Below are 26,206 nucleotides of genomic sequence, written 5' to 3'. Positions count from 1 at the left end.
TTAATGCAGCTTCATTTCCAAGGCCTGCGGCGGCAAAATTTCGGCTCCACAACAGGAGAAGCAAAATGCAGAGTTATGTGAACGGATTGGGGCTCGGTGCGAGCCTGATCATGGCCATCGGTGCCCAGAATGCACATGTGCTGCGGATGGGCATCAAGCGCCAGCATGTGGCGCTGACGGTCGCCGCTTGCATCGTGATCGACGTCATTCTGATTGCGCTGGGCGTCGCCGGCGCCGGGGCGATGATCCAGGATTCAGCGCTGTTGCTGGCCGCTGCGCGCTGGGGCGGCGCCGCCTTCCTGGCCTGGTATGGACTACGCAGCTGGCGCTCGATGCTGACGCCAAAATCGCTCGCCATCGACGCTACCGCGGCAGCGCCGGACGCCAGGCAGGCACTGGCCAGCATAGTCGCCCTCTCCCTGCTGAACCCGCACGTCTACCTCGACACGGTCGTACTGCTGGGCTCCGTCGGCGGCAGCTACCCGGACGGCCAGCGCCTCGGCTTTTCAGCAGGCGCCATGACAGCCTCGCTGCTGTGGTTTACAACGCTGGGGCTCGGCGCCACCCGCCTTGCCGGCGTATTGGGCCGGCCGCTGGCCTGGAAATGTATTGAAGGGTTGACCGGCGCCGTCATGCTCACGCTCGCGGCTGGCCTCGTTACGAGTTAGTATTTTGCATGCTCATCCTTTATGCCGGAACGATCTTCCTTAGTGCCTTCCTGCTGTTCCAGGTCCAGCCCATCATCGGCAAGATGGTATTGCCCTGGTTCGGCGGCTCGGCAGCGGCATGGACGGTTTGCATGCTGTTTTTCCAGCTCACCCTGCTGCTGGGCTACCTGTATTCCCACCTTGGCGGCCGCTACCTGGCGCCGCGCCGGCAAGCCTGGCTGCACGCCAGCCTGCTGCTCGTGGCAGCACTGATGCTGCCGATCATCCCGGCCGATAGCTGGAAGCCTGCCCCCGGCGGTGATCCCGCCTTCCTACTGCTGGGCTTGTTAGCTGCGACCATCGGACTGCCCTATTTCCTGCTCTCCACCACCGGACCGCTGGTCCAGCACTGGTTTGCGCAAGAACGGCCGGGAAGCCTGCCATACCGCCTGTTTGCCCTGTCCAATCTCGCATCGCTGCTCGGCCTGCTGAGCTACCCCCTGCTGTTCGAACCGCGCTTCACGCTGAAGGAAATGTCGACCTTCTGGTCGGCAGGATTCGGACTGTTCGCGGTGTTTTGCGGCGCGCTGGCACTGAACGGTGGCGGCCGCAATGCAGCACCCCGGGGGGAAGACGCTGAAGCGGGCACGCCAATCGCGCGCGACAGCCTGTTCTGGTGCGGCCTGGCCGCCGTGCCGACCGTAGTGCTGATGTCAGCCACCAGCCACCTCACCGCCAACATTGCCCCGGTGCCGCTGCTGTGGGTACTGCCCCTGGCCATTTACCTGCTGACCTACATCCTCTGCTTTGAAAGTACGCGCTGGTACCGCCGCTGGCTTTTCCTGCCACTGATGGCCACCCTGACGCCAGTGTTGATCGCCTGCAGCACCTACCCAAGCCTGATGCCCTCCGGGATCATGTGGCCGACCTTGCTGTTCTGCCTCGCCATCTTCGTGTATTGCATGGCCTGCCATGGCGAACTCGCTCGGCTGAAGCCGCCGCCAGCGCAACTGACAGCGTATTTCCTGACGATCGCCCTTGGCGGCGCCATCGGCGGCATATTCACCGGCCTGGTTGCCCCGCACGTCTTCAACGACGATTATGAACTGGCCTTGTCCTGCATTGCGGCCGTTTGCATCGTCGGCGCCGCCAGCGTGTATCGCCAGCCCAACCTTGCCTCGCATTCCCGCCCCATCAAAGCGGCGGTCGTTTGCACCACACTGCTCGGCGTAATGTGGGCCGCCAATGCCATCTCGCCGTCCACACCCACGATCAAGGGCCGCAATTTCTACGGCACGGTCAAGGTAAAGGATACCGGCAGCGGCAAAGAGCGAGTCCGCCAGCTGACCCACGGCGTCATCATCCATGGACGGCAGTTCCTTGAGCCGTCGCGGCAGCATTGGCCCACAACTTATTTCGGCAATGCCGGCGGCGCCGGCATCGCCATTGCGGCCAGCCGGCACGGCGGCCCGCAACACGTCGGCATCATCGGCCTTGGAATTGGCACGATGGCGGCATATTGCCGTCCCGGCGACGTATACCGCTTCTATGAAATCAATCCGCTGGTCGTGCAGTTTGCCAACGAACACTTCACCTTCCTGCGCGATTGCCCCGCAAGCAAGCAGGTAGCCGTGGGCGACGCCCGCCTGGTGATGGAAGCCGAGCCGGCGCAGCAGTTCGACGTGCTGGCGGTCGACGCCTTTTCGGGCGATGCCGTGCCAGTCCACCTGCTGACGCAGGAAGCATTTGCCATCTACTTCCGAAGCCTGAAACCAGGTGGCGTGCTGGCCGTTCATGTATCCAACCGCTACCTCAACCTCGTCCCCGTCGTGAACCAGGCTGCCGACGCATTCAAGCGCACTGCGTATCTTTCCGACAGCGGCTCCGACGACGCGCGTGGCCTCAAGGCATCCACCTGGGTGCTGGTCGGCCAGCGCGAACAGCTGGCGCGTTTTACCAGCCTCCGGCAACTGCCTGCCGCGCCGGACGTGCGGCCGTGGACTGACGATTACAGCAGCCTCCTGGGAATCATGAAATAATCGTCAAGCATTTAACTGACCGAAAGGAATTGACGATGGACGTAGTGAAGATTGATATCGGCCTGTCCGACGACAGCCGCGCACGCATTGCCGATGGCCTGTCCCGCCTGCTGGCCGACAGCTACTCGCTCTACCTGATGACCCACAACTTCCACTGGAACGTGAAGGGTCCCATGTTCAATTCCCTGCACCAGATGTTCATGACGCAGTACACCGAACAATGGACCGCGCTGGACATGATCGCAGAGCGCATCCGCGCATTGGGCTACCCCGCGCCGGGCACCTATGCCGAATTCGGCAAGCTGGGCACGGTCAAGGAAGTGGCCGGCGTGCCTAAGGCCATGGACATGGTGCGCCACCTGGTCTCCGCCCAGGAAACCACTGCGCGCACCGCCCGTTCGCTGCTGCCGGTGGTGGACGAAGCCAACGACCAGCCTACCGCAGACCTGCTGACCCAGCGCCTGGACGTGCACGAAAAGACTGCGTGGATGCTGCGCAGCCTGCTGGAAGAATAAGCCTCAGGCCATCCTGTCCGAAGTAATGATGTGCTCACCCGGTTGCGGGTGCATTGCCGCCTCGAACATGGCGCGCGCAATGTGCCCGGCCGGGTTGATGCGCCACGCCCGCGGCAGTACCGGGCCAAGCACAGACAGGATCGGCACCAGGATTTTCTCGCCGAGCCGGAATTCTTCGCGCGCACCGCCAATCAAGCCGGGCCGCGCTATCACCAGCGTTTCAAACCCCAGCGAGCGCACACCGTGCTCCACCTCTCCCTTCACGCGGTTATAGAAAACGCTGGAACCCGCATCCGCGCCCATGGCTGAATTCAGCACGAAAACCGGCGTTCCATGCTGGCGCGCCAGGCGCGCCACCGCCATTGGATAGCTATAGTCCACTTTGCGGAAGGCCTCCTGCGAGCCGGCGACCTTGATGGTCGTGCCCAGGGTGCAAATCACAGCATCGGCCTGCCACCAAGGCTCCAGCGCCGGCAAACGATCGAAGTCTACGATCGGCGCCACCAGTTTCGCATGCGGCTCCAGCCGCCGCCGCGAAGGCGCAACGACTTGCGCAACAGCCGGCGAGGCCAGCGCCAGCTTCAACACTTCGCGGCCGACAAGGCCGCTCGATCCCACCAACAGTAAATTCTTCATGGACTGATAGTATCAGTCTGCATTCCAGGCTGCGTGATTCCCGGATTCCATCACTGTCCACGCGACCTCAATTTCCGATGAGAGTCCCAACTGGTCCGGCATTCGATAACCGGTTACGCGCATGCACAAGCTGCGATGGGTCGACGATAAGGAATTCACGCGCGAGCGAATCGTCCAGGTGGACTGGTCTACGATCAGTACATCGCCTTTATCAAGCGCCATAAGGCATTGCCCGGCGGTCCAGGTCAGCGCACGGATCCGATCGCCTGTGTCGATCTGCGCGATCATTTGCCCATACTGCGCGTTCCAGACGTAGGCATGCCCAGCCGAGCCAGCGCCCACAATGAACTTGCCATCGGGCGACCATGAAAGAAGGGGCAGGCTCACTGGTGTCCGGCACAACTCGCGCGACGTGGTCCCGCGCCAAAGCACAATAGTGTGATCTTCTGCCGTCGTGGCGAACGCATCACCGGATGGGGCGCATGCCAGGCTTAATATATGGCCCCGGTGGGCACGTGTTGTGTGGACCGTCCCTGATGATCGGTCCCAAATGGCAACAACGCTTCCGGAACACGAAATGATGAACCGATCGCCTGCCGACCACGCGAGGCAATGAATGCGTTCCTCATGACTGTTCGCTAGCACGGGAACAGTGCAGCGCCCGCTGTCCGCTTCCAGGATGCGAACAGTACGATCATCGCTGCCAACGGCGATGTATTGCCCATCACGTGAAAATGCCAGGCATCGAGCATATTCATCGAGTCCTTCACGCCGCTTTTCGACGATACGAACGTCCTTCCCGCCCCAATCCTCGGAGGCGCCCTCCACGACCGTCGTCCCTTCGAACGTCCATTGATAGCGCCCCTGTTTCAAGTCATACAAAACGACTGTGCGAGCAATGCTGCCTACCGCCAGCTTTTCCCCATCCTGCGACACTGCCGCACATTGCACGCGCCATTGATGCGCTCTCAGAATTGAAGTCGATTTCGCAGCTGATTCGCGTTCGGCATGAATTTCAATGGTTTGGTCGGTTGAGCCCGTCGCAATTGATTGGCCATCGGGCGACCAGGCCACTGCCCGGACAGATCCTGGACGCTCTGAAATCCTGGTACCAGCAGGTGCCGCGAGGCCGCTCGAAAAAGGCATAGGCGCCGTGCTTATGGCCTCAGCCTTCGGCATCGCCGAAATGGCTATTCGAACGGCGGTCCGGTCTGACGACCCTACGACGATTTCATCGGAAGTTGGCGACCAGCTGCAGCCAAGAAGGGAGTCACGCGCCACTTTCGCGGCACGGACAATCCGCCACGTGAGCGTATCAATGATGGCCAGGTGTCCCGCTATGGTGCCCGCCGCGATCCATTCGCCAGACGGTGCCCATGCCAGGCAAATTACCTGCGCCCGATCTTGTTCCTGTTGGTGAAACAAAGCGGCAATTTTGACGGTTGCATGTCTTGCCCCGTCGCCTGCGCGCCAGACCTGGACAAAACCATCGGAGCCTCCACTCGCCACGTATTGGGAACAGGGCGATGCTGAAATTCCGCGCACCCGTGCATCGTGCGCCGAGAGGCGAAACAATTCTTCCGGGCTGCCAGGGTGAAAAATACGAACCGTTCCGTTTGCGTATCCACAAGCTAACCATTGCCCGTCGCCCGACCACGTAATGGCACGCGCCCAATCGTCACCGCCATTCCACTGTCGCCTGAGCGAACCATTGGGAAAATCCCAAATCTTTGCGCTGCCATCCGCAGAACACGAGGCGATGTATTTCCCATCCGGCGACCAACAGACAGATTTCACCGAATCCTGATGCGCCACCACCGTCAGGAGCAAGTCTTCTCCTTCGTGGCGCCATATGCGTACAGTGTTGTCGTCGGAGGCAACAGCGAGATAGCGGGAGCACGGGCTGAAGGCAAGCGCATTGACTTCGTTGGGACGCCAGGCCGCAATATTGAGCAGGTATTGCTGACGATGCCCCGCTTGACCGGGATAAGCGCTTGCAGCGCTCACTATCTGTACTGGCTCTGCACGGGGCACCAGTTCGTCAATAAACTGCTTCACTTTCAGGTACTGCAAGGCGCTGCTGGAAGCTGGCTTACAGATGCTGATGTGATTTTCATCCAGCGGGATTGGAATGACACCCTCAATTCCTGGATCAGATGAAGCCTCATCGACTACGATCACCGGGCCGCAGGGCAATTTTTCTGAAAAGACCAGCGGCTGGCAACCGATGCGTTTTACATTATTCCGAAACCATAGATTTAATTGCCGAAGGCCGGCGCTGTTCAGCTCCAGATCCCGGATTGCGGCCGAGGGACGCAGCCCTGGGAGGAAAGAACCCAGATCAGCCAGGCGTGATCCGGTATTGGGCGTAGCGAGAAGAACGATGCCCCTTGTCGATTTGCTGATGGCCCGCCACGGCGTCTGGGACAGGTCTTCCGCAAGCCGCAACATTTGTTTCACCAACAAACCGCCCAGGCTATGTGCGACAAAAATAATAGGCAACTTACCGATATTGTGCGCTTCTAGCAAAGTGAGGACATTTTGCGCGCGGTCGCCGAGAGGCATTGCGGAACCGGTCCAATCGCTTTTCGCTGCCGGATAGCCCAATGACCAGATCCCCACATGCTCCATTTCACTGCCCAGCACCTCAGGCCATGAAAAGTCCGGCCGGCGCCAGGTTTCAATTGGATCGCCCCCTAGTCCATGCACGAAAATCACGTCAGCTGTGCGGCCGGCAGTGCAACCCTTGAGTGGATGAAGCTGCGAAGTCATTGCCATGATTCTCGCCCATTGTGTTTTAAACACTATGGCACAATGGTTGACAGCGATGCAACGAAATAATGGTCTCAGTCCGCATTCCGGATCGCATTGGCCCGCCGCCGCAATTCCCTTTCAGTGGCAAACGGACGGTCCTCTTCCAGGCATGGCTCGCCCTTGAGTTCATCGCGGAAGGTCCAATGCAAATGGCTTGCCCGCACCACCAGCCCGCGCAGGCGTTTGACTTCCCACAGCACGGCCAGCATGTCGTCATTCTGGTTGCGCAGCCAGATTTCACGAAGTTGTGCTGCGGTCAGCGGCTTTCTTGTAACTGTATGCATATACAGTAGTTTAGCAAGCTCAATCGGGTTAGCATAGCCCCCATGTGTACCAATTACCGCCCCACTTCGCGCGACCTGCTGCAGGAAATGATGGACATCGACCTGTCCAACATCGCCGGCATGGAATGGCCAGACGAGACCTGGAAGGACTACGACGCCCCCATCATCCGCCTCGGCCTCGACGGACAGCCGGAATGCGTGGTGGCGTCCTTTGGTTTCGTGCCGCGCCGCCATGTGCCGGCGGCAATGCCATCGCTGACCACCATGAACGCCCGCAGCGAAACCGTGGGCCAACTGCGCTCCTACAGCAGATACTGGCGTTCGAGCCAGCTTTGCCTGGTACCGATGACGGGTTTTTACGAGCCCAATTATGAATCAGGCAAGGCCGTGCGCTGGCAAATCAGCATGGCGGACAAGCATCCGTTCGCCGTGGCCGGCATGTGGCGCAGCTGGGAGGAAACCGATGGCAGCGTCAGCCACGCCTTCACCCAGCTGACCATCAACGCCGACGAACACCCCTTGTTGAAACGCTTCCACAAGCCGGACGACGAAAAGCGCACCCTGGTCGTAGTGCCGCCGGAAGCATACCGCGACTGGCTGTCCTGCCGCGATCCCGAGTTTGCCCGCGCCTTCCTCAATCCCTATCCGCACGAGTTGATGCTGGCGTGGGAAGACCCCCGCCCGCCGGCCAGGAAGAAAGCTGCCGTCGAACCGCAGCAGCAATCACTGCTGGATCTTTAGCAGCAAACAAAAAGGGCTGGCCCCTGCGCAATGCAGGGGCCAGCCCTTGGCAGCAATGCCAGCAATCAGGCTTTGCGGCGGCGTGCTACGGCCAGGCCAGCAAGGCCCAGTCCAAGCAGTGCCAGCGATGCAGGCTCAGGAATTTTTGCCGACTCGACCATGAAGGTCGCATTCCTTGCATGCAGCTGCCAGCCCGGATAGCCGATTGGGGCCGCGAACATTTGCAGCTTGACGACAGGGTTCAATGCCCAGTCAATCGTGTCCAGTTTGAGGTTGAGGTTTTTCTGTGCGAGGGCGTCGTTCGCGATGTTAAAAGTCTGGGTCGTGAAGTTATGCCAACCGCCGGCTACGTGCACGTTGAACAAATTGGCGCCGTTGGCGAACAGGCCGATCAAAACCTGGTTACCCGCCGGATCCTGGCCACCCCAACCCTGGTCGTAAATATTCATCGAGCTGGTCAGCCCGAAAATTTCGTTGGTGCCATGCGCCAAGGTAACGCTGGACATCTGTTTCCACTCCCAACCACCAAATGAATCCATGAACACAGGTGCCGTGGTTTGGAGAGAGAAATTTTGTTTAAAATCAATGGACTGTAGAAAACATTGTTAAAACAGTCGAGTAAAGCGTAAAAAATCCCGACTCCATTTGGCAACATGATTGCAATTACGGCAATTAAAATTACCTTCTTAATGTCGGGAAACTTTACACTTCGTGTTCATCAAGGGGACTTGGCGCAAGCATTTCATTTACAAATCAATGATTTACAAATGCATGGCCCAGTTCTTGCTTTTGATTATTATTGATTACCATTAGCAAATTTTAGATGCCAAACATGAAATTAAAAGCCCTCGCTGCCGCAGCTGTTCTTGCAACACCAGTTTTCGCTAACGCCACCCCATTCACCCTCCTCGCAGGCGGCAATATCAACCTTGAGCAAGGCACCAACGTCACTGGCGACGTGGGCGCCAAGGGCAACATCCACTCCAAATACGAGTCCCAGGTGAGCGGCAATGTTAGCGCCGGCGGCAATGTCACCCTTGAGCAAAAGTCCCAGATCAAAGGCAATGCGACTGCCGGCAAGCAGGTGGACGTGAAGTACCAGGCCAATGTCACCGGCACCGTCGCCGGCAAGACGAATTCCCCATCGCTGAATACCTTGCCAACCGCCACCGATTTCAAGACAGGCGGAAAAGCCTATGGCCTCAAATCCGGCGCAACTGCCGAAATGGCAAGTGGCTCATACGGCAAGGTCAACCTTGAATACGATTCGACCCTGAAGCTAAGCGCAGGCACGTACTACTTCGACTCGCTGACTGTAGGCGCCGAGAGCGCGTTCATCTTCGACCTGTCCGGCGGCGCCATCAACCTGTTCGTCAAGAACAACGTGGAGATCGGCTCGAAATTTGATTTCGAAATGCTGAACGGTACGGCCAACGACATCTACACCGAAACCAAGGGCAACTGGACGCAAGGTGCATGGAGTGAATGGTTCGGCACCCTGTTCGCCTCCGGTGCAGGAAGCAATATGCACTTCAACCAGGGATCCGTTTTGGGCGGCACGTTCATCGCGCGCAAGAACATCCAACTGGACCTGAATTCCATCGTGACTGCGATGCCGGAAGAAACTTCGAAAGTACCGAATCCAAGCTCGCTGCCCTTGCTGGCAATCGGCCTGGCATCACTGGCGCTTTTCCGTCGCCGCAACGTGGACTAAGGCGGAAATTTTGCCTGGAGGCTTATTTATTCAATTCGCCATAGGCACGAAATTCTTGTCCAGGCTACTCCTGCACAGCAAGGTGGCCGACTTATTGCCAGCGCCCGCTGCACATAGGGTTTGTGCTACGGGCCATTCATTCACAAGTGGGAATCTGAGTTGAGATTGGCCTGCCCTACAGGAATCGAACCTGTGACCCTCGGCTTAGAAGGCCGATGCTCTATCCAACTGAGCTAAGGGCAGAATGGCGGGCGATGCAAGAAAAAGCCATGCCGCAAAAGAAAAGCGGGTTGTCCGAAGACAACCCGCTCTAGAATTTCCTGGTCGGAGTACAAGGATTCGAACCTTGGACCCCCTGCTCCCAAAGCAGGTGCGCTACCGGGCTGCGCTACACTCCGATGAACGAATAATACCCCGGCGAGGCACCATCCGTCAATGTCACGCGGGCAACTTTATGCTGCCAGCGCTGTTTCAACTTTATCGGCGATGCGGCGCGCCATGCTCTGGGCCTTATCGGCGTCGCGTGCTTCGACCATGACGCGGATCAGCGGCTCGGTGCCGGAAGCGCGGATCAGCACACGGCCGGTGTCGCCCAGCTCCGCTTCCACCTTTTCTTTTTCCGCAACCATGGCGACATTCTTCTGCCAGTCGAAGCCGGCAGGCACGCGCACATTGATCAGGGTTTGCGGGAACAGTGTGACTTCGCCGGCGATCTCGGCCAGGGTGTTGCCGCTGCGCTTGAGCGCGGACAGCACTTGCAGCGCGGAGATGATGCCGTCGCCGGTGCTGTGCTTGTCCAGTGCCAGCAGGTGGCCGCTGCCCTCGCCGCCCAGGATCCAGCCTTTTTCCTGCATCACTTCCAGCACGTAGCGGTCGCCCACTTTGGCGCGCGCGAAGCCGATGCCCTTCTGCTTGAGCGCCACCTCGACAGCCATATTGGTCATCAGGGTGCCGACGGCGCCAGCGACGCCGCCGTTGGCTACACGGTCCATCACCATTACGTACAGCAGTTCGTCGCCGTTATACAGGCGGCCGGCTGCGTCGCACATGATCAGGCGGTCGGCATCGCCGTCCAGCGCAATGCCGAGGTCGGCTTTGTGCTCGAGCACGGCAGCAGCCATGGCTTTCGGAGCGGTGGCGCCAACGCCGTCGTTGATGTTCAGGCCGTCCGGCTTGTTGCCGATGGCGACCACTTCCGCGCCCAGTTCATGGAACACGTGGGGGGCGATGTTGTACGCGGCGCCGTGGGCGCAGTCGACCACGACTTTCAGGCCGCGCAGGTCCAGTTCGTACGGGAAGGTGCTCTTGCAGAACTCGATGTAGCGGCCCTGGGCATCATCCAGGCGGCGGGCGCGGCCCAGCTTTTCCGGCGAGACGCATTCCATCGGCTGCTCCAGCATGGCTTCGATGTCCAGCTCGACCGAGTCCGGCAGCTTGGTACCCTGGTCGGAGAAGAACTTGATGCCGTTATCCTGGAACGGGTTGTGCGAGGCGGAGATCACCACGCCGGCTTGCAGGCGCAGCGCGCGCGTCAGGTAGGCGATGGCCGGGGTTGGCATCGGGCCGGCCAGCTTGACGTCGACGCCGGCGGCCGAGAAGCCCGCTTCCAGCGCGGCTTCCAGCATGTAGCCGGAGATACGGGTGTCTTTGCCGATCAGGACGGCTGGGCGGGCGGTGCCTGTCGCAGCGCTCTTGGCCAGAACCTTGCCAGCGGCATAGCCGAGGCGCATGACGAAGTCGGGGGTGATCGGAGCCTGGCCGACCAGGCCACGTACGCCATCGGTACCGAAATATTTACGTGCCATATTGTGTTCTCTTCCTTTTCTTAATGCGCCGCCTGCCACACGCGGAGTGCGTCGACGGTCTCTGCTACATCATGCACCCTGACGATCTGGGCACCGTGCGCCACAGCTGCCAGCGCGCCGCCGAGACTGCCTGCCAGGCGCTGTTCAACGGGTTTGCCGGTGATGGCGCCGATCATCGATTTGCGCGACAAGCCAGCCAGCAGCGGCACGCCCAGCTCGGCAACCATTTGCCTGCCAGCCTTCAGCAATGCGTAATTATGATCTACTGTTTTACCAAATCCAAAGCCCGGGTCGATCCACAGGCGCTCTTTGTCGATGCCTGCCGCCGTCAGGACGGCAATGCGTTCGGCCAGGAAATCCGTGACTTCGCGCACAACATCATTGTACTCGGGCTTGGCTTGCATTGTTGTCGGATTGTTAAGCATGTGCATTATGCACAACGCGCAATCGCTCTCTTTCACCGCTTCGATGGCGCCGGGCGCGCGGAAACCGTTTATATCGTTGATCATGTCGACGCCGGCCAGGACCGCTTCGCGCATGACTTCCGGTTTATAGGTGTCGACGCTGATCGCCTTGCCGCAATCGCGCAGGGCAAAAATCAGGGGCATCACGCGCCGCAGCTCTTCATCCAGTGTCACGGCGGGAGCGCCGGGACGGCTGCTCTCGCCGCCGATGTCGATGATGTCGACGCCGTCGCGGATCATCTGCTCGGCGTGGGTGATTGCGTAGTCGAGGCTGGCGAACTGGCCGCCGTCGCTGAAGGAATCAGGGGTGGCGTTGAGGATGCCCATCACCAGCGCGCGGCTGGTGGGGAAATTGAAGCGTCCGAACTTGTGTTGGGGCATGGGTGGCGGAGGCTTTTAAACCGGCAAATCCGGGTCAGACCCAAGGGTCTGACCCCGGTGTGCGGCCGTCCGGGGCTGGTTCTGAGTTTTTGACTTTCGACGAAGGTCAAGGACTACAACCAACACCTGTAACAGCGGATATGACAGTGTCAGACCCTTGGGTCTGACACTGGTTTACCGGTTTGGGATTTCGATCAGGCTGGGGCGGTGGCGTTCGGGTTCGGGCTGGAACCTGGGCCGTCGCTGCCTGGCTGTTTGCGGATGGTGGTGCCGGCCTTCGGCGGGCGCGGCTCCTGGCCCGCCATGATGTCGTTCACCTGGTCCGCATCGATGGTTTCCCATTCCAGCAGGGCCTTGGTCATCACTTCGACCTTCTCGCGGTTATCTTCCAGCAGCTTGCGCGCCAGGGCATATTGCGAATCCAGGATGGTGCGGATTTCCGCGTCCACCTTCTGCTGGGTCGCTTCCGAGATGGTCTTGTTGGCGCCGCCCAGCCAGCCGTCGTTCTGGCTGTCTTCGTACACCATCACGCCCAGCGCATCGGACATGCCGTACTTGGTCACCATGGCACGGGCCAGCTTGGTGGCGCGGGCGAAGTCGTTGGAGGCGCCGGTCGACATCTGGCCGACGAAGATCTCTTCCGCGATACGGCCGCCGAACAGGATGGAAATCTCTTCCAGCATCTTGTCCTTGTAGCCCGAAATATTGTCGTGCTCAGGCAGCTGCCAGGTCAGGCCCAGGGCCCAGCCGCGCGGCATGATGGTCACTTTGTGGACCGGGTCAGCCTTCGGCAGCAGCTTGGCCACCACGGCGTGGCCGGACTCGTGGTAAGCGGTATTGCGGCGCTCTTCTTCGCGGATCACCATGGACTTGCGTTCCGGGCCCATGAAGATCTTGTCCTTCGCATCTTCGAAGTCGATCATGTCGACCAGGCGCTTGTTGCGGCGCGCGGCAAACAGTGCAGCCTCGTTGACCAGGTTGGCCAGGTCGGCGCCGGAGAAGCCCGGGGTACCGCGTGCCAGGATATCGGCTTTCACGTCGGTGCTGATCGGCACTTTGCGCATGTGCACGTTCAGGATCTGTTCGCGGCCGCGGATATCCGGCAGGCCAACGGAAACCTGGCGGTCGAAACGGCCTGGGCGCAGCAGCGCCTTATCCAGCACGTCGGCACGGTTGGTCGCGGCAATCACGATCACGCCGGATGAAGCTTCAAAGCCGTCCATCTCAACCAGCAGCTGGTTCAGGGTCTGTTCGCGTTCGTCGTTACCGCCGCCCATGCCGGCGCCGCGATGGCGGCCTACAGCGTCGATCTCGTCGATGAAGATGATGCAAGGCGAATGCTTCTTGGCGTTCTCGAACATGTCGCGCACGCGGCTTGCGCCGACGCCGACAAACATTTCGACGAAGTCCGAACCGGAAATCGAGAAGAACGGCACCTTGGCTTCACCCGCAATGGCACGTGCCAGCAGGGTTTTACCGGTACCTGGAGGACCAACCATCAGCACGCCGCGTGGAATACGGCCGCCCAGTTTCTGGAACTTGGTCGGGTCTTTCAGGAAGTCGACGATCTCGGTCACTTCCTCTTTGGCTTCATCGCAACCTGCCACATCGGAGAAGGTCACGGTGTTGTTGGTTTCGTCCAGCATGCGCGCCTTCGACTTGCCGAAGGAGAACGCGCCGCCCTTGCCGCCACCTTGCATCTGGCGCATGAAGAATACCCACACGCCGATCAGCAGCAGCATCGGGAACCAGGATACAAATACCTGTTGCAGGATGCCTGGCTCTTCAGGCGGCTTGACGTCGAAGCGCACGCCGTTGTCGCGCAGGTCGCGGATCAGGCCACGGTCCAGGAAAGTGGACGTGGTACGGACTTTGGAATCGTCGACCCGGGTGGCAGTAATCGTCTGCCCTTCAATCACGACATCTTTAATGCGCTTCGCTATGACCTCATCCAACAGATCGGAATAAGCGATAGGCTTTGCGCCGCCGGCAATGCTGTGGCTGTCGAATTGCTTAAACAGCATAAATAGCAGCAAGGCTACAACGACCCAGATAGCCGATTTAGAAAACATGTTATTCACGAAAACTCCTTGGATGCGCAAAGCGCACCAGTTACCTGTAGCAGAAATCCGATTTTACTCGTTAAACCCGGGCCGTGCTACAAACCGGCCCTATGGTGCACACTCCTGCGCAGGATATGTGGGTTTTTCCAGCTAAATCAAGGGCCAGAATGGCATTATTCCACTGGATTTTTGAGCCCGCGGCCCAATAAGAAAATTTCTGACGATTTATCGCGGCTGGCCTTCGGCTTTTTCTGCACCACGGTCTTGAATTCGCGCCGGAATTTCTCGACAACCTGGCTGAATCCCAGGTCTTTGAAACACTTCACCAATAAAGCGCCACCCGGTTTCATATGCTGCTGGCTGAACTCAATGGCGATATCGATAAGGTCTTCCATTCGGGCAGCATCGGCCACCGCAATACCAGATAAATTGGGCGCCATATCGGACAATACAAGGTCCGCCTTGCGGCCTTGCAATACTTCGGCCAATTGGTCGAGGACTTCCTGCTCGCGGAAATCGCCCTGGATGAAGTGCATATCGGAGATCGGCTCCATCGGCAGGATATCCAGTCCGATCATGGTGCCGTTGATGCCGCCGCCCTCTTTCCCGGCCAGCTTGCGGCGCACGTACTGGCCCCAGGAGCCAGGGGTGCAGCCCAGGTCGACGATCACCTGGCCAGGCTTGATCAACTTGGCGTCCTCGTCGATCTCTTTCAGCTTGTAGGCTGCCCGGGCACGGTAGCCGTCCTTCTGGGCGGCCTTCACATACGGATCGTTAATATGGTCGTGCAACCAGTTTTTGTTTAATTTGTTCTTAGCCATTAGCGTAGAATACTGCCTTTAAGAGAACTATCCAAAAATAACTATGCTGAACCTTACCCCTGCCGAACGCAGTGTCCTGCGCGCCGAAGCCCACGGCCTGAAGCCTATCGTCCTCGTCGGCGAATCCGGCCTGACCCCTGCCGTGATGAAGGAGATCGAGCTCGGCCTGGATTCCCACGGCTTGATCAAGGTGCGCGTTTTCGGTGATGACCGCGAAGCCCGCATCGAAATGTACGAATCCATCTGCGAGAAGACCGGCGCCGCGCCTGTGCAGCACATCGGCAAGCTGCTGGTGCTGTACCGCCCGAAAGTCGATGCCGAGAAGTCCGCCACCGGCAAAGCCGGCAAAGGCATGCGCATGGTGACCATCGTCAAGCCAAGCGCTTCCGGCACCAAGAAGCCATCCGTGAGCAAGGTCCTGCTGAAAGGGAACGAACGCGTTACCGCCGGCGGCACCATCAAGCGCGTCAAGAAGAAAGTCGGCACCAAGAAAACCGTGGGCTGAAATTAAAAAGGCGGGCTACCCCGCCTTTTTTTACGTCTTGATCTTTCAGGCTTGCTTCCAGAGCAGCCAGCCTGCCAGCAGGCTCTGCACCAGGTAAATGGTGCTGGAAATGCCATGCAGCTTGCCAAAGCTGGCGTCGCCCGACGCCTTGGCCGCCGCCATCATCGGCTGGATGCCGAAATGGCTGGCCACGGTGCACATCACCATCGCCACCACGATCAGCAGCACCGAACGGCGGCGTTTGGGCGTCCAGTCGCGGGTGCCAAAGAACAGCAGCACGCCCATGGCGGCGCCGCAGCCCAGCGACAACATCGCTTCGGCATGGAACACCAGGCCGGCAATCGAGCCGGCCAGCACGCGGTCCAGCGATGCAAACAGGGTCGGCGCCACCAGGTAGCCGACCGTCCACAGGCTGCCGGCCCACAGCGCGGCCACCAGCAGGCGAACTTTCGCCAGCATCATCAAACGTAGCGGACTTCGAGGATTTCGTATTCGCGTGGGCCGGATGGGGCCTGCACTTCCACCACGTCGCCGGCATACTTGCCGATCAGGGCGCGGGCGATTGGCGAGGTGACCGAAACCTTGCTCATTTTCAGGTCGGCCTCGTCGGTACCGACGATCTGGTAGCTCACTTTGGAGCCGGACTCCAGGTCTTCCAGGTCCACCGTGGAGGCGAACACCACGCGGCCTTCCGCGTCCAGGGTGGTCGGGTCCACGATCTGGGCCGAGCTCAGCTTGCCTTCCAGCTCCGCGATACGGCCTTCGACGAAGGCCTGGCGCTCCTTGGCGGCATCGTATTCTGCGTTTTCGGACAAGTCACCGTGCGAACGCGCTTCGGCGATGGCATCGATGACAATGCGGCGTTCCTTGGTTTTGAGCTGGTGCAGCTCTTCTTTCAGGAGTTCGGCGCCGAATTTAGTCAGTGGAACGGTATTCATGTCAGTCTCTGGTCAAATTGCTAAAAAGCACAGAGCCCGCGCCATGCTTCAGCGCGGGCCCTGTGGTTATATTGTCAAGCGTACTACTTACGTGGCCTTAGTTTAAAGACTTATGCAGGCCTTGTAAATCGTACACACGCAATTCGTCCAGGTGGCGGATACCGGCCACGGCCGCTTCCGCACCGGCGATGGTGGTGTAGGTGGTCACGCGGGCCGCCAGCGACGAGGTACGGATGTTGCGCGAATCGTTGATCGCGGTACGCTTCTCTTCCACGGTGTTGATCACCAGGACGATTTCGTGGTTCTTGATCATGTCGACCACGTGCGGACGGCCTTCCGACATCTTGTTCACCGGGGTGACAGGAATGCCGGCGGCGGAGATCACGGCGGCGGTGCCCTTGGTGGCGCACAGGGTGAAGCCGGCGTCGACCAGGTCCTTCGCCACTTTCACGGCGCGCGGCTTGTCCGACGCTTTCACCGACAGGAACACCTTGCCCGACTTCGGCAGCTTGACGCCGGCGCCCAGCTGGGATTTCACGAAGGCTTCCGCGAAGGTGGCGCCCACGCCCATCACTTCACCGGTCGATTTCATCTCCGGGCCGAGGATGGTGTCCACGCCAGGGAATTTCACGAACGGGAACACGGCTTCCTTGACGCTGAAGTAAGGCGGCACGACTTCCTTGGTAATGCCCTGCTCCGCCAGCTTCTGGCCGACCATGCAGCGCGCGGCGATCTTGGCCAGCTGCAGGCCGGTCGCTTTGGACACGAACGGCACGGTACGCGAGGCGCGCGGGTTCACTTCCAGCACGAAGACGACGTCCCGCAGTTGGCCATCACCCTGATCCTGCTTCTGGATCGCGAACTGCACGTTCATCAGGCCGACCACGTTCAGGCCCTTGGCCATCAGCGACGTCTGGCGCTTCAGTTCATCGATGGTTTCCTGCGACAGCGAGTATGGCGGCAGCGAGCAGGCCGAGTCGCCCGAGTGCACGCCGGCCTGCTCGATGTGCTCCATCACGCCGCCGATGAAGGTGGTGTCGCCGTCGGAGATGCAGTCGACGTCGCACTCGATGGCGTCGTTCAGGAAGCGGTCCAGCAGCACCGGCGAGTCGTTCGACACCTTCACTGCTTCGCGCATGTAGCGCTCCAGGTCGCGCTGCTCGTGCACGATTTCCATCGCACGGCCGCCCAGCACGTAGGAAGGACGCACCACCAGCGGGTAGCCGATTTCCTGTGCCAGCGCCAGCGCTTCCTCTTCGGTGCGCGCGGTGCGGTTAGGCGGCTGGCGCAGGCCCAGGTCCTGCAGCAGCTTCTGGAAGCGCTCGCGGTCTTCCGCGGCGTCGATCATGTCAGGCGAGGTGCCGATGATCGGCACGCCGTTGGCTTCCAGGTCCAGCGCCAGCTTCAGCGGGGTCTGGCCGCCGTACTGCACGATCACGCCCACCGGTTTTTCCAGGTCGACGATTTCCAGCACGTCTTCCAGGGTCAGCGACTCGAAGTACAGGCGGTCGGAAGTATCGTAGTCGGTCGACACGGTTTCCGGGTTGCAGTTGACCATGATGGTCTCGTAGCCGTCTTCGCGCATCGCCAGCGCGGCGTGCACGCAGCAGTAGTCGAATTCGATACCCTGGCCGATTCGGTTCGGGCCGCCGCCCAGCACCATGATCTTCTTCTTGTCGGTCGGGTTGGACTCGCACTCTTCATCGTAGGTCGAGTACATGTAGGCGGTGTCGGTCGAGAACTCGGCGGCGCAGGTGTCGACGCGCTTGTACACCGGACGGATGCCCAGTTCGCGGCGCTTGTTGCGCACGGCGGTGTCGCCGCATTGCAGCAGGTAGCCCAGGCGGCGGTCCGAGAAGCCCTTCTGTTTCAGCTTGTACAGGGTGTTCTTGTCCAGGTTTTCCAGCTTCTGGGTGTCGAGCCACAGTTCCAGGTCGATGATTTCCTTGATCTGCACCAGGAACCACATATCGATCTTGGTCAGCTGGTACACCTCTTCCAGGGTGAAGCCCTGAGCGAAAGCGTCGCCCACGTACCAGATGCGGTCCGGACCCGGCTCGCCCAGCTCCTCTTCCAGCTTCTCGCGGTCGACGGTCTTCTGGTTCATGCCGTCCACGCCCACTTCCAGGCCGCGCAGGGCTTTCTGGAACGATTCCTGGAAGGTGCGGCCCATCGCCATCACTTCGCCCACGGATTTCATCTGGGTGGTCAGGTGGTGGTCGGCGGTCGGGAATTTTTCGAACGTGAAGCGCGGCACCTTGGTCACGACGTAGTCGATCGAAGGTTCGAACGAAGCCGGGGTCGCGCCGCCGGTGATTTCGTTGCGCAGTTCATCCAGGGTGAAGCCCACGGCCAGTTTCGCTGCAACCTTGGCGATCGGGAAGCCGGTGGCTTTCGATGCCAGTGCCGAGGAACGGGACACGCGCGGGTTCATCTCGATGACGATCATGCGGCCGTCTTTCGGGTTGATCGAGAACTGCACGTTGGAGCCGCCGGTGTCCACGCCGATCTCGCGCAGCACTGCCAGCGAGGCATTGCGCATGATCTGGTATTCCTTGTCGGTCAGGGTCTGCGCCGGGGCGACGGTGATCGAGTCGCCGGTGTGCACGCCCATCGGGTCCAGGTTTTCGATCGAGCACACGATGATGCAGTTGTCCGCCTTGTCGCGCACCACTTCCATCTCGTACTCTTTCCAGCCCAGCAGCGATTCTTCGATCAGCAGCTCATTGGTCGGCGACGCTTCCAGGCCGCGTTTGCAGATCGCTTCGAATTCTTCTTCGTTGTAAGCGATGCCGCCGCCGCTGCCGCCCATGGTGAAGGATGGACGGATGATGGTCGGGAAACCGACTTCCTTCTGCACCGCCCACGATTCTTCCATCGAGTGCGCCACGCCGGAACGCGCCGAACCGAGGCCGATCTTGGTCATCGCGTCCTTGAACTTGGAGCGGTCCTCGGCCTTGTCGATGGCTTCCGGGGTGGCGCCGATCAGTTCGACCTTGTACTTGTCCAGCACGCCGTTGCGGTGCAGGTCCAGCGCGCAGTTCAGCGCGGTCTGGCCGCCCATGGTCGGCAGGATCGCGTCCGGCTTTTCCTTGGCGATGATGCGCTCCACAACCTGCCAGGTGATCGGCTCGATGTAGGTGACGTCGGCCATTTCCGGGTCGGTCATGATGGTCGCCGGGTTGGAGTTCACCAGGATGACCTTGTAGCCCTCTTCGCGCAGCGCTTTACAGGCTTGCGCGCCGGAGTAGTCGAATTCGCAGGCCTGGCCGATGATGATCGGGCCGGCGCCAATAATCAGGATGCTTTTGATGTCAGAACGTTTTGGCATTTATTTCTTCTCCGCGGCATTCATCATGTTGATGAAGCGGTCAAACAGGTAGGCGACGTCGGTTGGGCCAGGCGATGCTTCAGGGTGGCCCTGGAAGCAGAATGCCGGCACGTCGGTGCGGGCGAAGCCTTGCAGCGAATTGTCGAACAGCGACACGTGGGTCACGCGGCAGTTGGCCGGCAGCGTGTCCGCGTCCACGGCGAAACCGTGGTTCTGCGAGGTGATCATCACCTTCTTGCTGTCCAGGTCCTGCACCGGGTGGTTGGCGCCGTGGTGGCCGAACTTCATCTTCAGGGTCTTGGCGCCGGAAGCCAGTGCCATGATCTGGTGGCCCAGGCAGATGCCGAACACCGGGATCTTCTTCTCCATGAAGACTTTGGTCGCTTCAATGGCATAGTCGCATGGCTCAGGATCGCCGGGACCGTTGGACAGGAACACGCCGTCCGGGTTCAGCGACAGCACGTAGGCGGCGGAAGTCTGCGCCGGCACCACGGTCACTTTGCAGCCGCGCGAAGCCAGCATGCGCAGGATGTTGCGCTTGACGCCGAAGTCGTAGGCCACCACATGGAATTGGCGGGCCGCGCAGGCGTCGGCCACCTTGCCATAGCCGGTGCCCAGTTCCCACTCGGTCTCGGTCCACTCGTAGACTTCCGGTGCGGTGACGACTTTGGCCAGGTCCATGCCGGCCAGGCCAGGGAAGCTGCGCGCCAGTTCCAGTGCCTGCTGCACGGACGGCTCGTTGCCCTGCACACCGGTCACGATGGCGCCGGCCTGGGCGCCCTTCTCGCGCAGCACGCGGGTCAGCTTGCGGGTGTCGATACCGGCGATGGCGACGATGTTCTCGGCCTTCAGGTAGTCGGACAGCGATTGGTGGGAACGGAAATTCGACGCTACCAGCGGCAGGTCGCGGATGATCAGGCCTGCGGCGTGGACTTTGGATGCTTCGACGTCTTCGGTATTGATACCGTAGTTGCCGATATGCGGGTAAGTCAGGGTGACGATCTGGCGGGAATACGATGGATCGGTCAGGATTTCCTGATAACCCGTCATGGAGGTATTGAAAACGACTTCGCCCGTCGTATGACCGGCAGCGCCAATGGAAATACCTTTAAAGATTGTTCCGTCGGCTAGTGCCAGGATGGCTGGAACGGCTGGGCCAGAAAAAAATGGCGGCAAGGGCAACTCCTGATTAAGTTACCGTAGCGACGCCACTCAGACAACCCACGGGACGACCGGGCGCAATGCCGGGCTCGCAGGTCAGATGATGATGGATGTGTGAGGTAGGCGCTACGGTCGAATGGTAATTGGCTAAACCTTTGAATTATAACCCAAAGTTCCTTCGCCGGCAAGCCCCGGCCGAGCATCAGCGCCCTTGGCGAAGGGCCTCGGCCAATCGTGGCACCAGCGTCGAATGGCGTTTGTGCAAGAACAGATAAAGCGGCACTTCTTCCAGGGGTGGCAGCAATTGCAGCAGGTCCGCGTCGTGCTCCTGCATCGCCCTTACCTCCTTATTGCCGCGCCCCATGACGGCAATGTCACAGCCGCCGGCCTTCAGCATGCGCAGCAGCGACGCATCGTTATCCAGGCGCTGCCGCGGCATGCCGGCGGTGCGTTCCTCGGTAAAGTTGTAGCCGCGCCGCACGCACAGGGTATGGCCGCGCAGGGATTTCCAGCCTTGCGATACATCGATCTTCTTGTAGGAATAGGCAGTCGGCGCATACAGATAGACCGGCTCCGGTACCGCCACCAATTGTGAATAGGCGCTGGCAGCCAGCATGGTGCGGCCGACGGCGCCATCGAGCTTGCCCTCGTTGGCCAGCACCATGCCGCGTTCAGACGACAGGGCGCGCACCTGGACCCGCACGCCGGCGCGTTTCGCCGCCGCCTCGACGGTTTTCCAGGCCTCCATATGGGCCGGCGTGTCAGGGATGACGAACAGCTGCAAGTCCTGGCCCCGCAGCGGCGCCGATACCAGCGCGCACAGCAAGGCGGCCAGGATACGCATGGCTACTCCCCTTCGCCGAGCAGTTTATGCATGGTGCCGTCGGCCCGCATCTGCTTCAGGGCGGCGCTCACCTTGGGTACCAGTGCCGCATGGCTTTTGTGCAGGTAGATATACAGCGGCATCACTTCCATCGGCGGCAGCAGCCGTTGCAGCGGCGGCTCCGCCGTCATGGCGGCGCGCGCCAGTGCGTTATTGCGCTCCATGACAGCGACGTCGCAGCCGCCGGCGGCCAGCATGCGCAGCATGGTCGACTCGTCGGCCAGCACCTGGCGCGTCATGTCCTTGGTGCGCTGGTCGGTCTGGCGCAGGCCGCGCCGGATACAGACGGTGTGCGAGCGCAGCGACTCCCAGCCAGCCGCCACATCAAAACGCTTATAGGAAAACGCAGTGGGCGCGTATTGGTAGATCGGCTCAGGTATCTGGACCAGGTTGGGGAAGTTTTTTTCCAGGCCTGAAGAGCGGCCCACGTCGCCATCGGTGGCGCCTTCATTGGCCAGCACGGCGGAACGCTCAGGAGAAACTTCGCGCACTACCGCAGTGACGCCGGCGCGCTGGAAGGCCACTTCCGCCGCTTTCCACAGGTCGGCGTGGGTGGTGCTGCGCGAGATGACGGACAGCTGCAGCTCTTCAGCATGCAGCGGCAGCGGCAGCGACAGGATGATTGGGCAAAGCAGCATGGCGACCACAGGTCTCATAATTCCCCCTTGCATGTATTCTAGGAATGCCTTGCCTCATTTGCAAGAGTTACGTCAGGGCAGAAATATGGACCTAAAAAGTTGCTGAAAAGAAGTGCTAAAATAGCAATTTCACCACTTTCTGCTTTCAATGCGCCTGCTCGCCCTGTGTTTTCTGTTCCTTTCCTTGCCTGCGCTGGGCGCCGATGGCCGCAGCAGCGGCCTGACATTTGAAAAGAAGCACTTCGACATCAGGATCGAGAAGGATGGCAGCTACCAGCTCGACCTGGCCTACCAGATACGCATCAATGAAGCGGCCAGCCTGGCAGATGGCGCCAACCGCATCGTCAGCTTCAACCGTGCTTGCGAAGATATTGAGATCGTCTCGGCCGAGACAGTCAAGGCCAACGGCAAGCGCTTGAAAGTGGAAGCAGCCGCCATCCGCGAGCAGCAGGCGCCCGCCTCGGCCAACGCGCCCGAATACCTGGACCTGCAAAACAAGGTGATCCTGTTCCCCAACGTCGGCGTCGGCGACCGCGTGGCCTACCGCGTGCGCATCAAACGCCGCACGCCGGTGTTCGCCGGCCAGTTCAATGACTACAACGCCCCCGAACAGGAGCGCATCGGCCATGCGAGCTATATCTACCGCGTTCCGCAAGGCATGGCGCTGCATTCCGATGCGCGCGGCTTCAAGGCACTGCCGGTGCGCAAGGAGGACGGCTACCAGGTCTACCAATGGGACTTCGAGGGGGTCCCGGCCGCGCCGCACGAATCCGGCGCGGTAGCCCGCGTCGACACCGAAGCGCGCATGATGGTAACCACCTTTTCCAGCCATGCGGAACTGGCGCGCGCCTTCGGCGCCCTGCTGGAGCCGGCCGCGCAGCCCACGCCCGAGGTCGACGCCAAGGCAGGCGAAATCGTCGGCAAGGCCACCGGCATGCGCGCCAAAGTCAATCTGCTGGCCGACTGGGTGCGCAATAACCTGCGCCATGTGGACGTCAATTTCAACGACGCGCGCAGCACGGCTCCGCGCCAGGCGGGCGAAGTCCTGGCAAGCCGCTACTGCGATATGCGCGATTGCGTGGTCCTGCTGCAGGCAATGCTGGCCAGCCAGAATATCAAGTCCCAGCCGGCCCTGGTCAACTGGGGCGCGATGTACACGCTATCCTCGGTAGCGATGCCCGACCTGATGAGCGGGGTATTGCTGTATGTTCCAGCCAGCGACTGGTTCATCGACCCTTCCGCGATCACGCCGGCGTCGGGCTATCTTTCCTACTGGCTGATGGGAAAACCCGCCCTGCTGGCCGGCAGCGGCGAGGTTGCGCAGACGCCTTCACAGCAGCGCGACATACAGCGCAGCGACACCACCATCGAAGTGCACGCCGATGGCAGCGCGGACTACAGCATGGCCAATACCTTCCTCGGCGCCTCCAGCAGCATCCAGCGCGGCAATATGCGCGCGGTGCACGATGCGGCGGCCTATGTGGGCAACCTGCTGGCTCGCCACAACCTGCGCGGCAGCGGTACCCTCGACAAGGGCGATGAGAACGGCAGCGGCGACAGCTACCTGGTTAAAGTCAATGCGCACGGCAAGGACTTCGCCAGCTTTCCCGGCACCGCCGCAGCCGCGATCGACGGCAACCTGCTGGCGCCACTGGCTTCGGGCATCGACACGCTGCGCCGCGAAAAGCAAAGGCTGCGCCCCTTCGCCTGCCATGCCTACGAAGTCACCGAACAGGTCCGCTACAAGCTCGACGCTGGCGTGGAACTGCTGTCCATGCCGCCAGGCCTGCACCTGCACGACGACTATTTCGACTACCGCGCCAGCTACCAGCGCGACGGCGCCGACATCGTGGCCAGGCGGCGCCTGCTGGCGCACCAGGCGGGACGCGTTTGCCGCCCGGAGGATTTCACGCGCATGAAACCGACGCTGGATGCCATTGCACAGGACTTGCGCAGCCACCTGGTGCTGCGTTCAGGCCAGGCGGCGCCTGCGCCAATAACCCAGGCCAGCACCGGCAGCGCCGATGTCACCGACCAGGACCTGACAATTGAGCAGCACCGGCACAACTCCATCCTGCATGCCGATGGCAGCTCGGATGTCGACATCAGAGCCCGCATCAGAATCAACCGCGTCGGCGGTATTGCCAAGATGGCGCTGCAGCGCTTCAGCTACAACGCCACGTTGGAAACCGTCGAGGTGCTGGAAGCCTATACGCTGAAGGCGGATGGAACGCGCATCGACGTTCCCGCCTCTTCCATTGTGGACCAGGCCGAAGCCGCATCTTTCGGGCCCCTGATGCTGGAGGACCGCCGCGCCCGCAGCATCGTCTTTCCCCAGCTGGAAAGCGAGGACAGCGTGGTGTTCCATGTCCGCTTCCACGCGCGCGAACAGCTCTATCCGGGCCAGATGGTCATGAGCCACACCCCGCTCAACATGCTGCCAGGCGAGGGCCATGAAATCATCGTGGCCGTTCCGTCCGGCCGTACCGTGTACGCGGACGCACGCGGCGACTTCATCGCGCAGGCGCCCGTCAGCGCCGACGGTTATACCCGCTATCACTGGACCATGAAACCGTATGCCTACCGGCGCCGCGAGTCGGAAGCCGTCGACTTCACCGACTACGGGCCGCGCCTGTTCATTTCGACTTTCGCCAACTATGCCGAGATGGCCCAGGCATTCGAGTCGCGCTTCCGCGACAAGACGCAAGCCGGGCCTGCCGTACGCGCGCTGGCGGCGAAACTGGTCGCAGGCCGCAAAGGCGAACGCCAAAAAGCGGCCGCCATCCACGAATGGGTGCGCGCCAATATCCGTTATGTGGCGCTGTACCTTGGCGCCGGCGGCGTCGTCCCGCACACCGCCGATGAAGTGCTGGCGCGCCGCTTCGGGGACTGCAAGGACCACGCGGTGCTGATGGAGGCCATGCTGGCAAGCGCCGGCATCGCCAGCACGCCTGCGCTGGTCAATGCGGGCGACTCCTTCGTACTGGCCAAAGTGCCCGCAGGCTTCAACCATGTGATCACCTATATCCCCACGCTGGACCTGTTCCTCGACTCCACCGACAGCGCAAGCGCCGCCGGCAGCCTGCCCATTGGCGACAGCGACAAGGACGTGCTGCTGACCCGAAGCGGAAAGATTGCCCATACCCCGCCCGACCTCAGCCAGAAAGTGGTGACGCGCATGCGCTACCGCGCCGCTGCCGGCGGCGGCACGCAATTCAAGGGCGAAAACCTGGCCAGCGGCAGCAACAGCAGCCGCCTGCAGTATGCGGTCGAGCACATCGCCAGGGACGCGAAGGCCAACCTGGTAACGGACATGCTGCGCGAACGGGGCCTGCACGGCAGTGGCCGGCTCGGCTTCAGCCAGGCCGGCAAGGCTGGCGGCGGCAAGCGCTTCGCCTTCGAGGGCGAGCTGGAAGACCTGCTGCAGCCAGCCGGCACCTACGGCGTGCCCCTGTCCGCCATTTTCAGCGGCGTCGAACAGGCCGTGCAGCTGCGCAGCCAGGAACTGGCGCGCACGCAGCCATTCGTCTGTGTCGCCATCAGTGCGCAGGATGAGGCCATACTGGAACTGCCGGCCGGCACCGAGGTGCTGTCGCTGCCCTCCAATGTCGAGGCCAGCGCCGCCGGGATGCGCTACAGCGCGAGCTACCAGCGCCTGGGCAGCAGCATCGCCGTCCAGCGCACCTTGCGGCACCGGCACCGCAGCGCGGTGTGCACGCCGGACGAATATGCCGAACAGCTGAAGGTGCTGGAACTGGCGCGGCATGACCTGAAGGCCCAGGCCATACTGCGCAGTAAAGGAAGTTGATGCCGGAGGGCCGTCCCT

Annotated in this window: 22 protein-coding genes and 2 tRNA genes; 8 read left to right on the top strand and 16 right to left on the bottom strand. The window is 61.0% G+C overall.

Annotation, left to right across the window (positions count from 1 at the left end):
- Nucleotides 1–65 precede the first annotated feature (65 nt).
- From ASE26_RS20385 to ASE26_RS20375, 3 genes are read left to right on the top strand one after another with little or no spacing between them, the layout of a single operon-like run.
- Nucleotides 66–668 (top strand): LysE/ArgO family amino acid transporter, encoded by a 603-nt coding sequence (locus ASE26_RS20385; protein ID WP_055925517.1) that lies wholly within the window; start codon nucleotides 66–68, stop codon nucleotides 666–668.
- An 8-nt stretch (nucleotides 669–676) separates the two neighbouring features.
- Nucleotides 677–2,686, top strand: coding sequence for a spermidine synthase (locus ASE26_RS20380; protein WP_055925514.1), 2,010 nt, complete (start codon nucleotides 677–679; stop codon nucleotides 2,684–2,686).
- A gap of 35 nt (nucleotides 2,687–2,721) precedes the next feature.
- Nucleotides 2,722–3,201, top strand: a complete 480-nt coding sequence (locus ASE26_RS20375; RefSeq protein WP_055925511.1) for a Dps family protein — start codon at nucleotides 2,722–2,724, stop codon at nucleotides 3,199–3,201.
- Between the two features lie 3 nt (nucleotides 3,202–3,204).
- On the opposite strand, the gene ASE26_RS20370 is transcribed toward ASE26_RS20375, so the two are convergent.
- From ASE26_RS20370 to ASE26_RS30800, 3 genes are all read right to left on the bottom strand, one after another.
- Nucleotides 3,205–3,837, bottom strand: coding sequence for an NAD-dependent dehydratase (locus tag ASE26_RS20370; RefSeq protein WP_055925507.1), 633 nt, complete (start codon nucleotides 3,835–3,837; stop codon nucleotides 3,205–3,207).
- Nucleotides 3,838–3,849: 12 nt separating this feature from the next.
- Entirely contained in the window at nucleotides 3,850–6,615 is a 2,766-nt protein-coding gene (locus tag ASE26_RS30150) for a hypothetical protein (RefSeq protein WP_082591429.1), read from the bottom strand.
- A 68-nt stretch (nucleotides 6,616–6,683) separates the two neighbouring features.
- Nucleotides 6,684–6,935 carry a hypothetical protein gene (locus ASE26_RS30800; protein WP_055925497.1) on the bottom strand — a complete coding sequence of 84 codons (252 nt, stop codon included), beginning with the start codon at nucleotides 6,933–6,935 and terminating at the stop codon, nucleotides 6,684–6,686.
- A 42-nt stretch (nucleotides 6,936–6,977) separates the two neighbouring features.
- Between ASE26_RS30800 and ASE26_RS20355 the strand changes: the two genes are divergently transcribed.
- The gene (locus ASE26_RS20355) at nucleotides 6,978–7,676 is read left to right on the top strand and encodes an SOS response-associated peptidase (RefSeq protein ID WP_055925494.1); all 699 of its coding nucleotides are present in this window, start codon (nucleotides 6,978–6,980) and stop codon (nucleotides 7,674–7,676) included.
- A 65-nt stretch (nucleotides 7,677–7,741) separates the two neighbouring features.
- On the opposite strand, the gene ASE26_RS31670 is transcribed toward ASE26_RS20355, so the two are convergent.
- On the bottom strand, nucleotides 7,742–8,182 hold the full coding sequence (locus ASE26_RS31670) for a PEP-CTERM sorting domain-containing protein (RefSeq protein WP_057246843.1): 441 nt from the start codon (nucleotides 8,180–8,182) through the stop codon (nucleotides 7,742–7,744).
- A 147-nt stretch (nucleotides 8,183–8,329) separates the two neighbouring features.
- Between ASE26_RS31670 and ASE26_RS31080 the strand changes: the two genes are divergently transcribed.
- Entirely contained in the window at nucleotides 8,330–8,479 is a 150-nt protein-coding gene (locus tag ASE26_RS31080; RefSeq protein WP_156397851.1) for a hypothetical protein, read from the top strand.
- A 29-nt stretch (nucleotides 8,480–8,508) separates the two neighbouring features.
- A complete protein-coding gene (locus ASE26_RS20345; protein WP_156397850.1) occupies nucleotides 8,509–9,390 on the top strand; it encodes a polymer-forming cytoskeletal protein in 882 nt (293 codons plus the stop codon).
- 166 nt (nucleotides 9,391–9,556) lie between these two features.
- Here ASE26_RS20345 and ASE26_RS20340 read toward each other — a convergent pair.
- The 6 genes from ASE26_RS20340 to ASE26_RS20315 all read right to left on the bottom strand — a co-directional run bounded on the left by ASE26_RS20340 (nucleotide 9,557) and on the right by ASE26_RS20315 (nucleotide 14,924).
- Nucleotides 9,557–9,633: transfer RNA gene (locus tag ASE26_RS20340), tRNA-Arg, on the bottom strand.
- A 78-nt stretch (nucleotides 9,634–9,711) separates the two neighbouring features.
- Nucleotides 9,712–9,788: transfer RNA gene (locus ASE26_RS20335), tRNA-Pro, on the bottom strand.
- Nucleotides 9,789–9,842: 54 nt separating this feature from the next.
- A complete protein-coding gene (glmM, locus tag ASE26_RS20330) occupies nucleotides 9,843–11,195 on the bottom strand; it encodes a phosphoglucosamine mutase (RefSeq protein WP_055925485.1) in 1,353 nt (450 codons plus the stop codon).
- A 20-nt stretch (nucleotides 11,196–11,215) separates the two neighbouring features.
- Nucleotides 11,216–12,040 carry a dihydropteroate synthase gene (gene folP, locus ASE26_RS20325; protein WP_057246842.1) on the bottom strand — a complete coding sequence of 275 codons (825 nt, stop codon included), beginning with the start codon at nucleotides 12,038–12,040 and terminating at the stop codon, nucleotides 11,216–11,218.
- A 194-nt stretch (nucleotides 12,041–12,234) separates the two neighbouring features.
- Nucleotides 12,235–14,121 (bottom strand): ATP-dependent zinc metalloprotease FtsH, encoded by a 1,887-nt coding sequence (ftsH, locus tag ASE26_RS20320; RefSeq protein ID WP_082507105.1) that lies wholly within the window; start codon nucleotides 14,119–14,121, stop codon nucleotides 12,235–12,237.
- Nucleotides 14,122–14,276: 155 nt separating this feature from the next.
- Entirely contained in the window at nucleotides 14,277–14,924 is a 648-nt protein-coding gene (locus tag ASE26_RS20315) for an RlmE family RNA methyltransferase (protein WP_055925476.1), read from the bottom strand.
- 43 nt (nucleotides 14,925–14,967) lie between these two features.
- On the opposite strand from ASE26_RS20315, the gene yhbY reads away from it, so the two are divergent.
- A complete protein-coding gene (yhbY, locus tag ASE26_RS20310) occupies nucleotides 14,968–15,429 on the top strand; it encodes a ribosome assembly RNA-binding protein YhbY (protein ID WP_055925473.1) in 462 nt (153 codons plus the stop codon).
- A 45-nt stretch (nucleotides 15,430–15,474) separates the two neighbouring features.
- Here the strand turns inward: yhbY and ASE26_RS20305 are convergent, their stop codons facing one another.
- From ASE26_RS20305 to ASE26_RS20280, 6 genes are all read right to left on the bottom strand, one after another.
- Complete coding sequence (locus ASE26_RS20305) at nucleotides 15,475–15,891, bottom strand: DUF4149 domain-containing protein (protein ID WP_057246841.1); 417 nt, start codon at nucleotides 15,889–15,891, stop codon at nucleotides 15,475–15,477.
- On the bottom strand, nucleotides 15,891–16,367 hold the full coding sequence (gene greA / locus ASE26_RS20300; protein WP_055925467.1) for a transcription elongation factor GreA: 477 nt from the start codon (nucleotides 16,365–16,367) through the stop codon (nucleotides 15,891–15,893). Before greA ends, ASE26_RS20305 begins: the two co-directional genes overlap by 1 nt.
- 97 nt (nucleotides 16,368–16,464) lie before the next feature.
- Nucleotides 16,465–19,698, bottom strand: coding sequence for a carbamoyl-phosphate synthase large subunit (gene carB, locus ASE26_RS20295; RefSeq protein ID WP_055925465.1), 3,234 nt, complete (start codon nucleotides 19,696–19,698; stop codon nucleotides 16,465–16,467).
- Nucleotides 19,699–20,874, bottom strand: a complete 1,176-nt coding sequence (carA, locus tag ASE26_RS20290) for a glutamine-hydrolyzing carbamoyl-phosphate synthase small subunit (protein ID WP_055925462.1) — start codon at nucleotides 20,872–20,874, stop codon at nucleotides 19,699–19,701.
- 187 nt (nucleotides 20,875–21,061) lie between these two features.
- Nucleotides 21,062–21,703, bottom strand: coding sequence for an ABC transporter substrate-binding protein (locus ASE26_RS20285; protein ID WP_055925459.1), 642 nt, complete (start codon nucleotides 21,701–21,703; stop codon nucleotides 21,062–21,064).
- A 2-nt stretch (nucleotides 21,704–21,705) separates the two neighbouring features.
- A complete protein-coding gene (locus tag ASE26_RS20280) occupies nucleotides 21,706–22,398 on the bottom strand; it encodes an ABC transporter substrate-binding protein (protein ID WP_162259190.1) in 693 nt (230 codons plus the stop codon).
- A 130-nt stretch (nucleotides 22,399–22,528) separates the two neighbouring features.
- Here ASE26_RS20280 and ASE26_RS20275 point away from each other — a divergent pair, with 130 nt between their 5' ends.
- Nucleotides 22,529–26,188 carry a DUF3857 and transglutaminase domain-containing protein gene (locus tag ASE26_RS20275; protein WP_055925453.1) on the top strand — a complete coding sequence of 1,220 codons (3,660 nt, stop codon included), beginning with the start codon at nucleotides 22,529–22,531 and terminating at the stop codon, nucleotides 26,186–26,188.
- Nucleotides 26,189–26,206 lie beyond the last annotated feature (18 nt).

Origin of the sequence: Duganella sp. Root198D2 (assembly GCF_001428585.1) — a bacterium.
Classification (GTDB): domain Bacteria; phylum Pseudomonadota; class Gammaproteobacteria; order Burkholderiales; family Burkholderiaceae_D; genus Rugamonas.
This window is presented reverse-complemented; position numbering and strand designations above follow the sequence as displayed.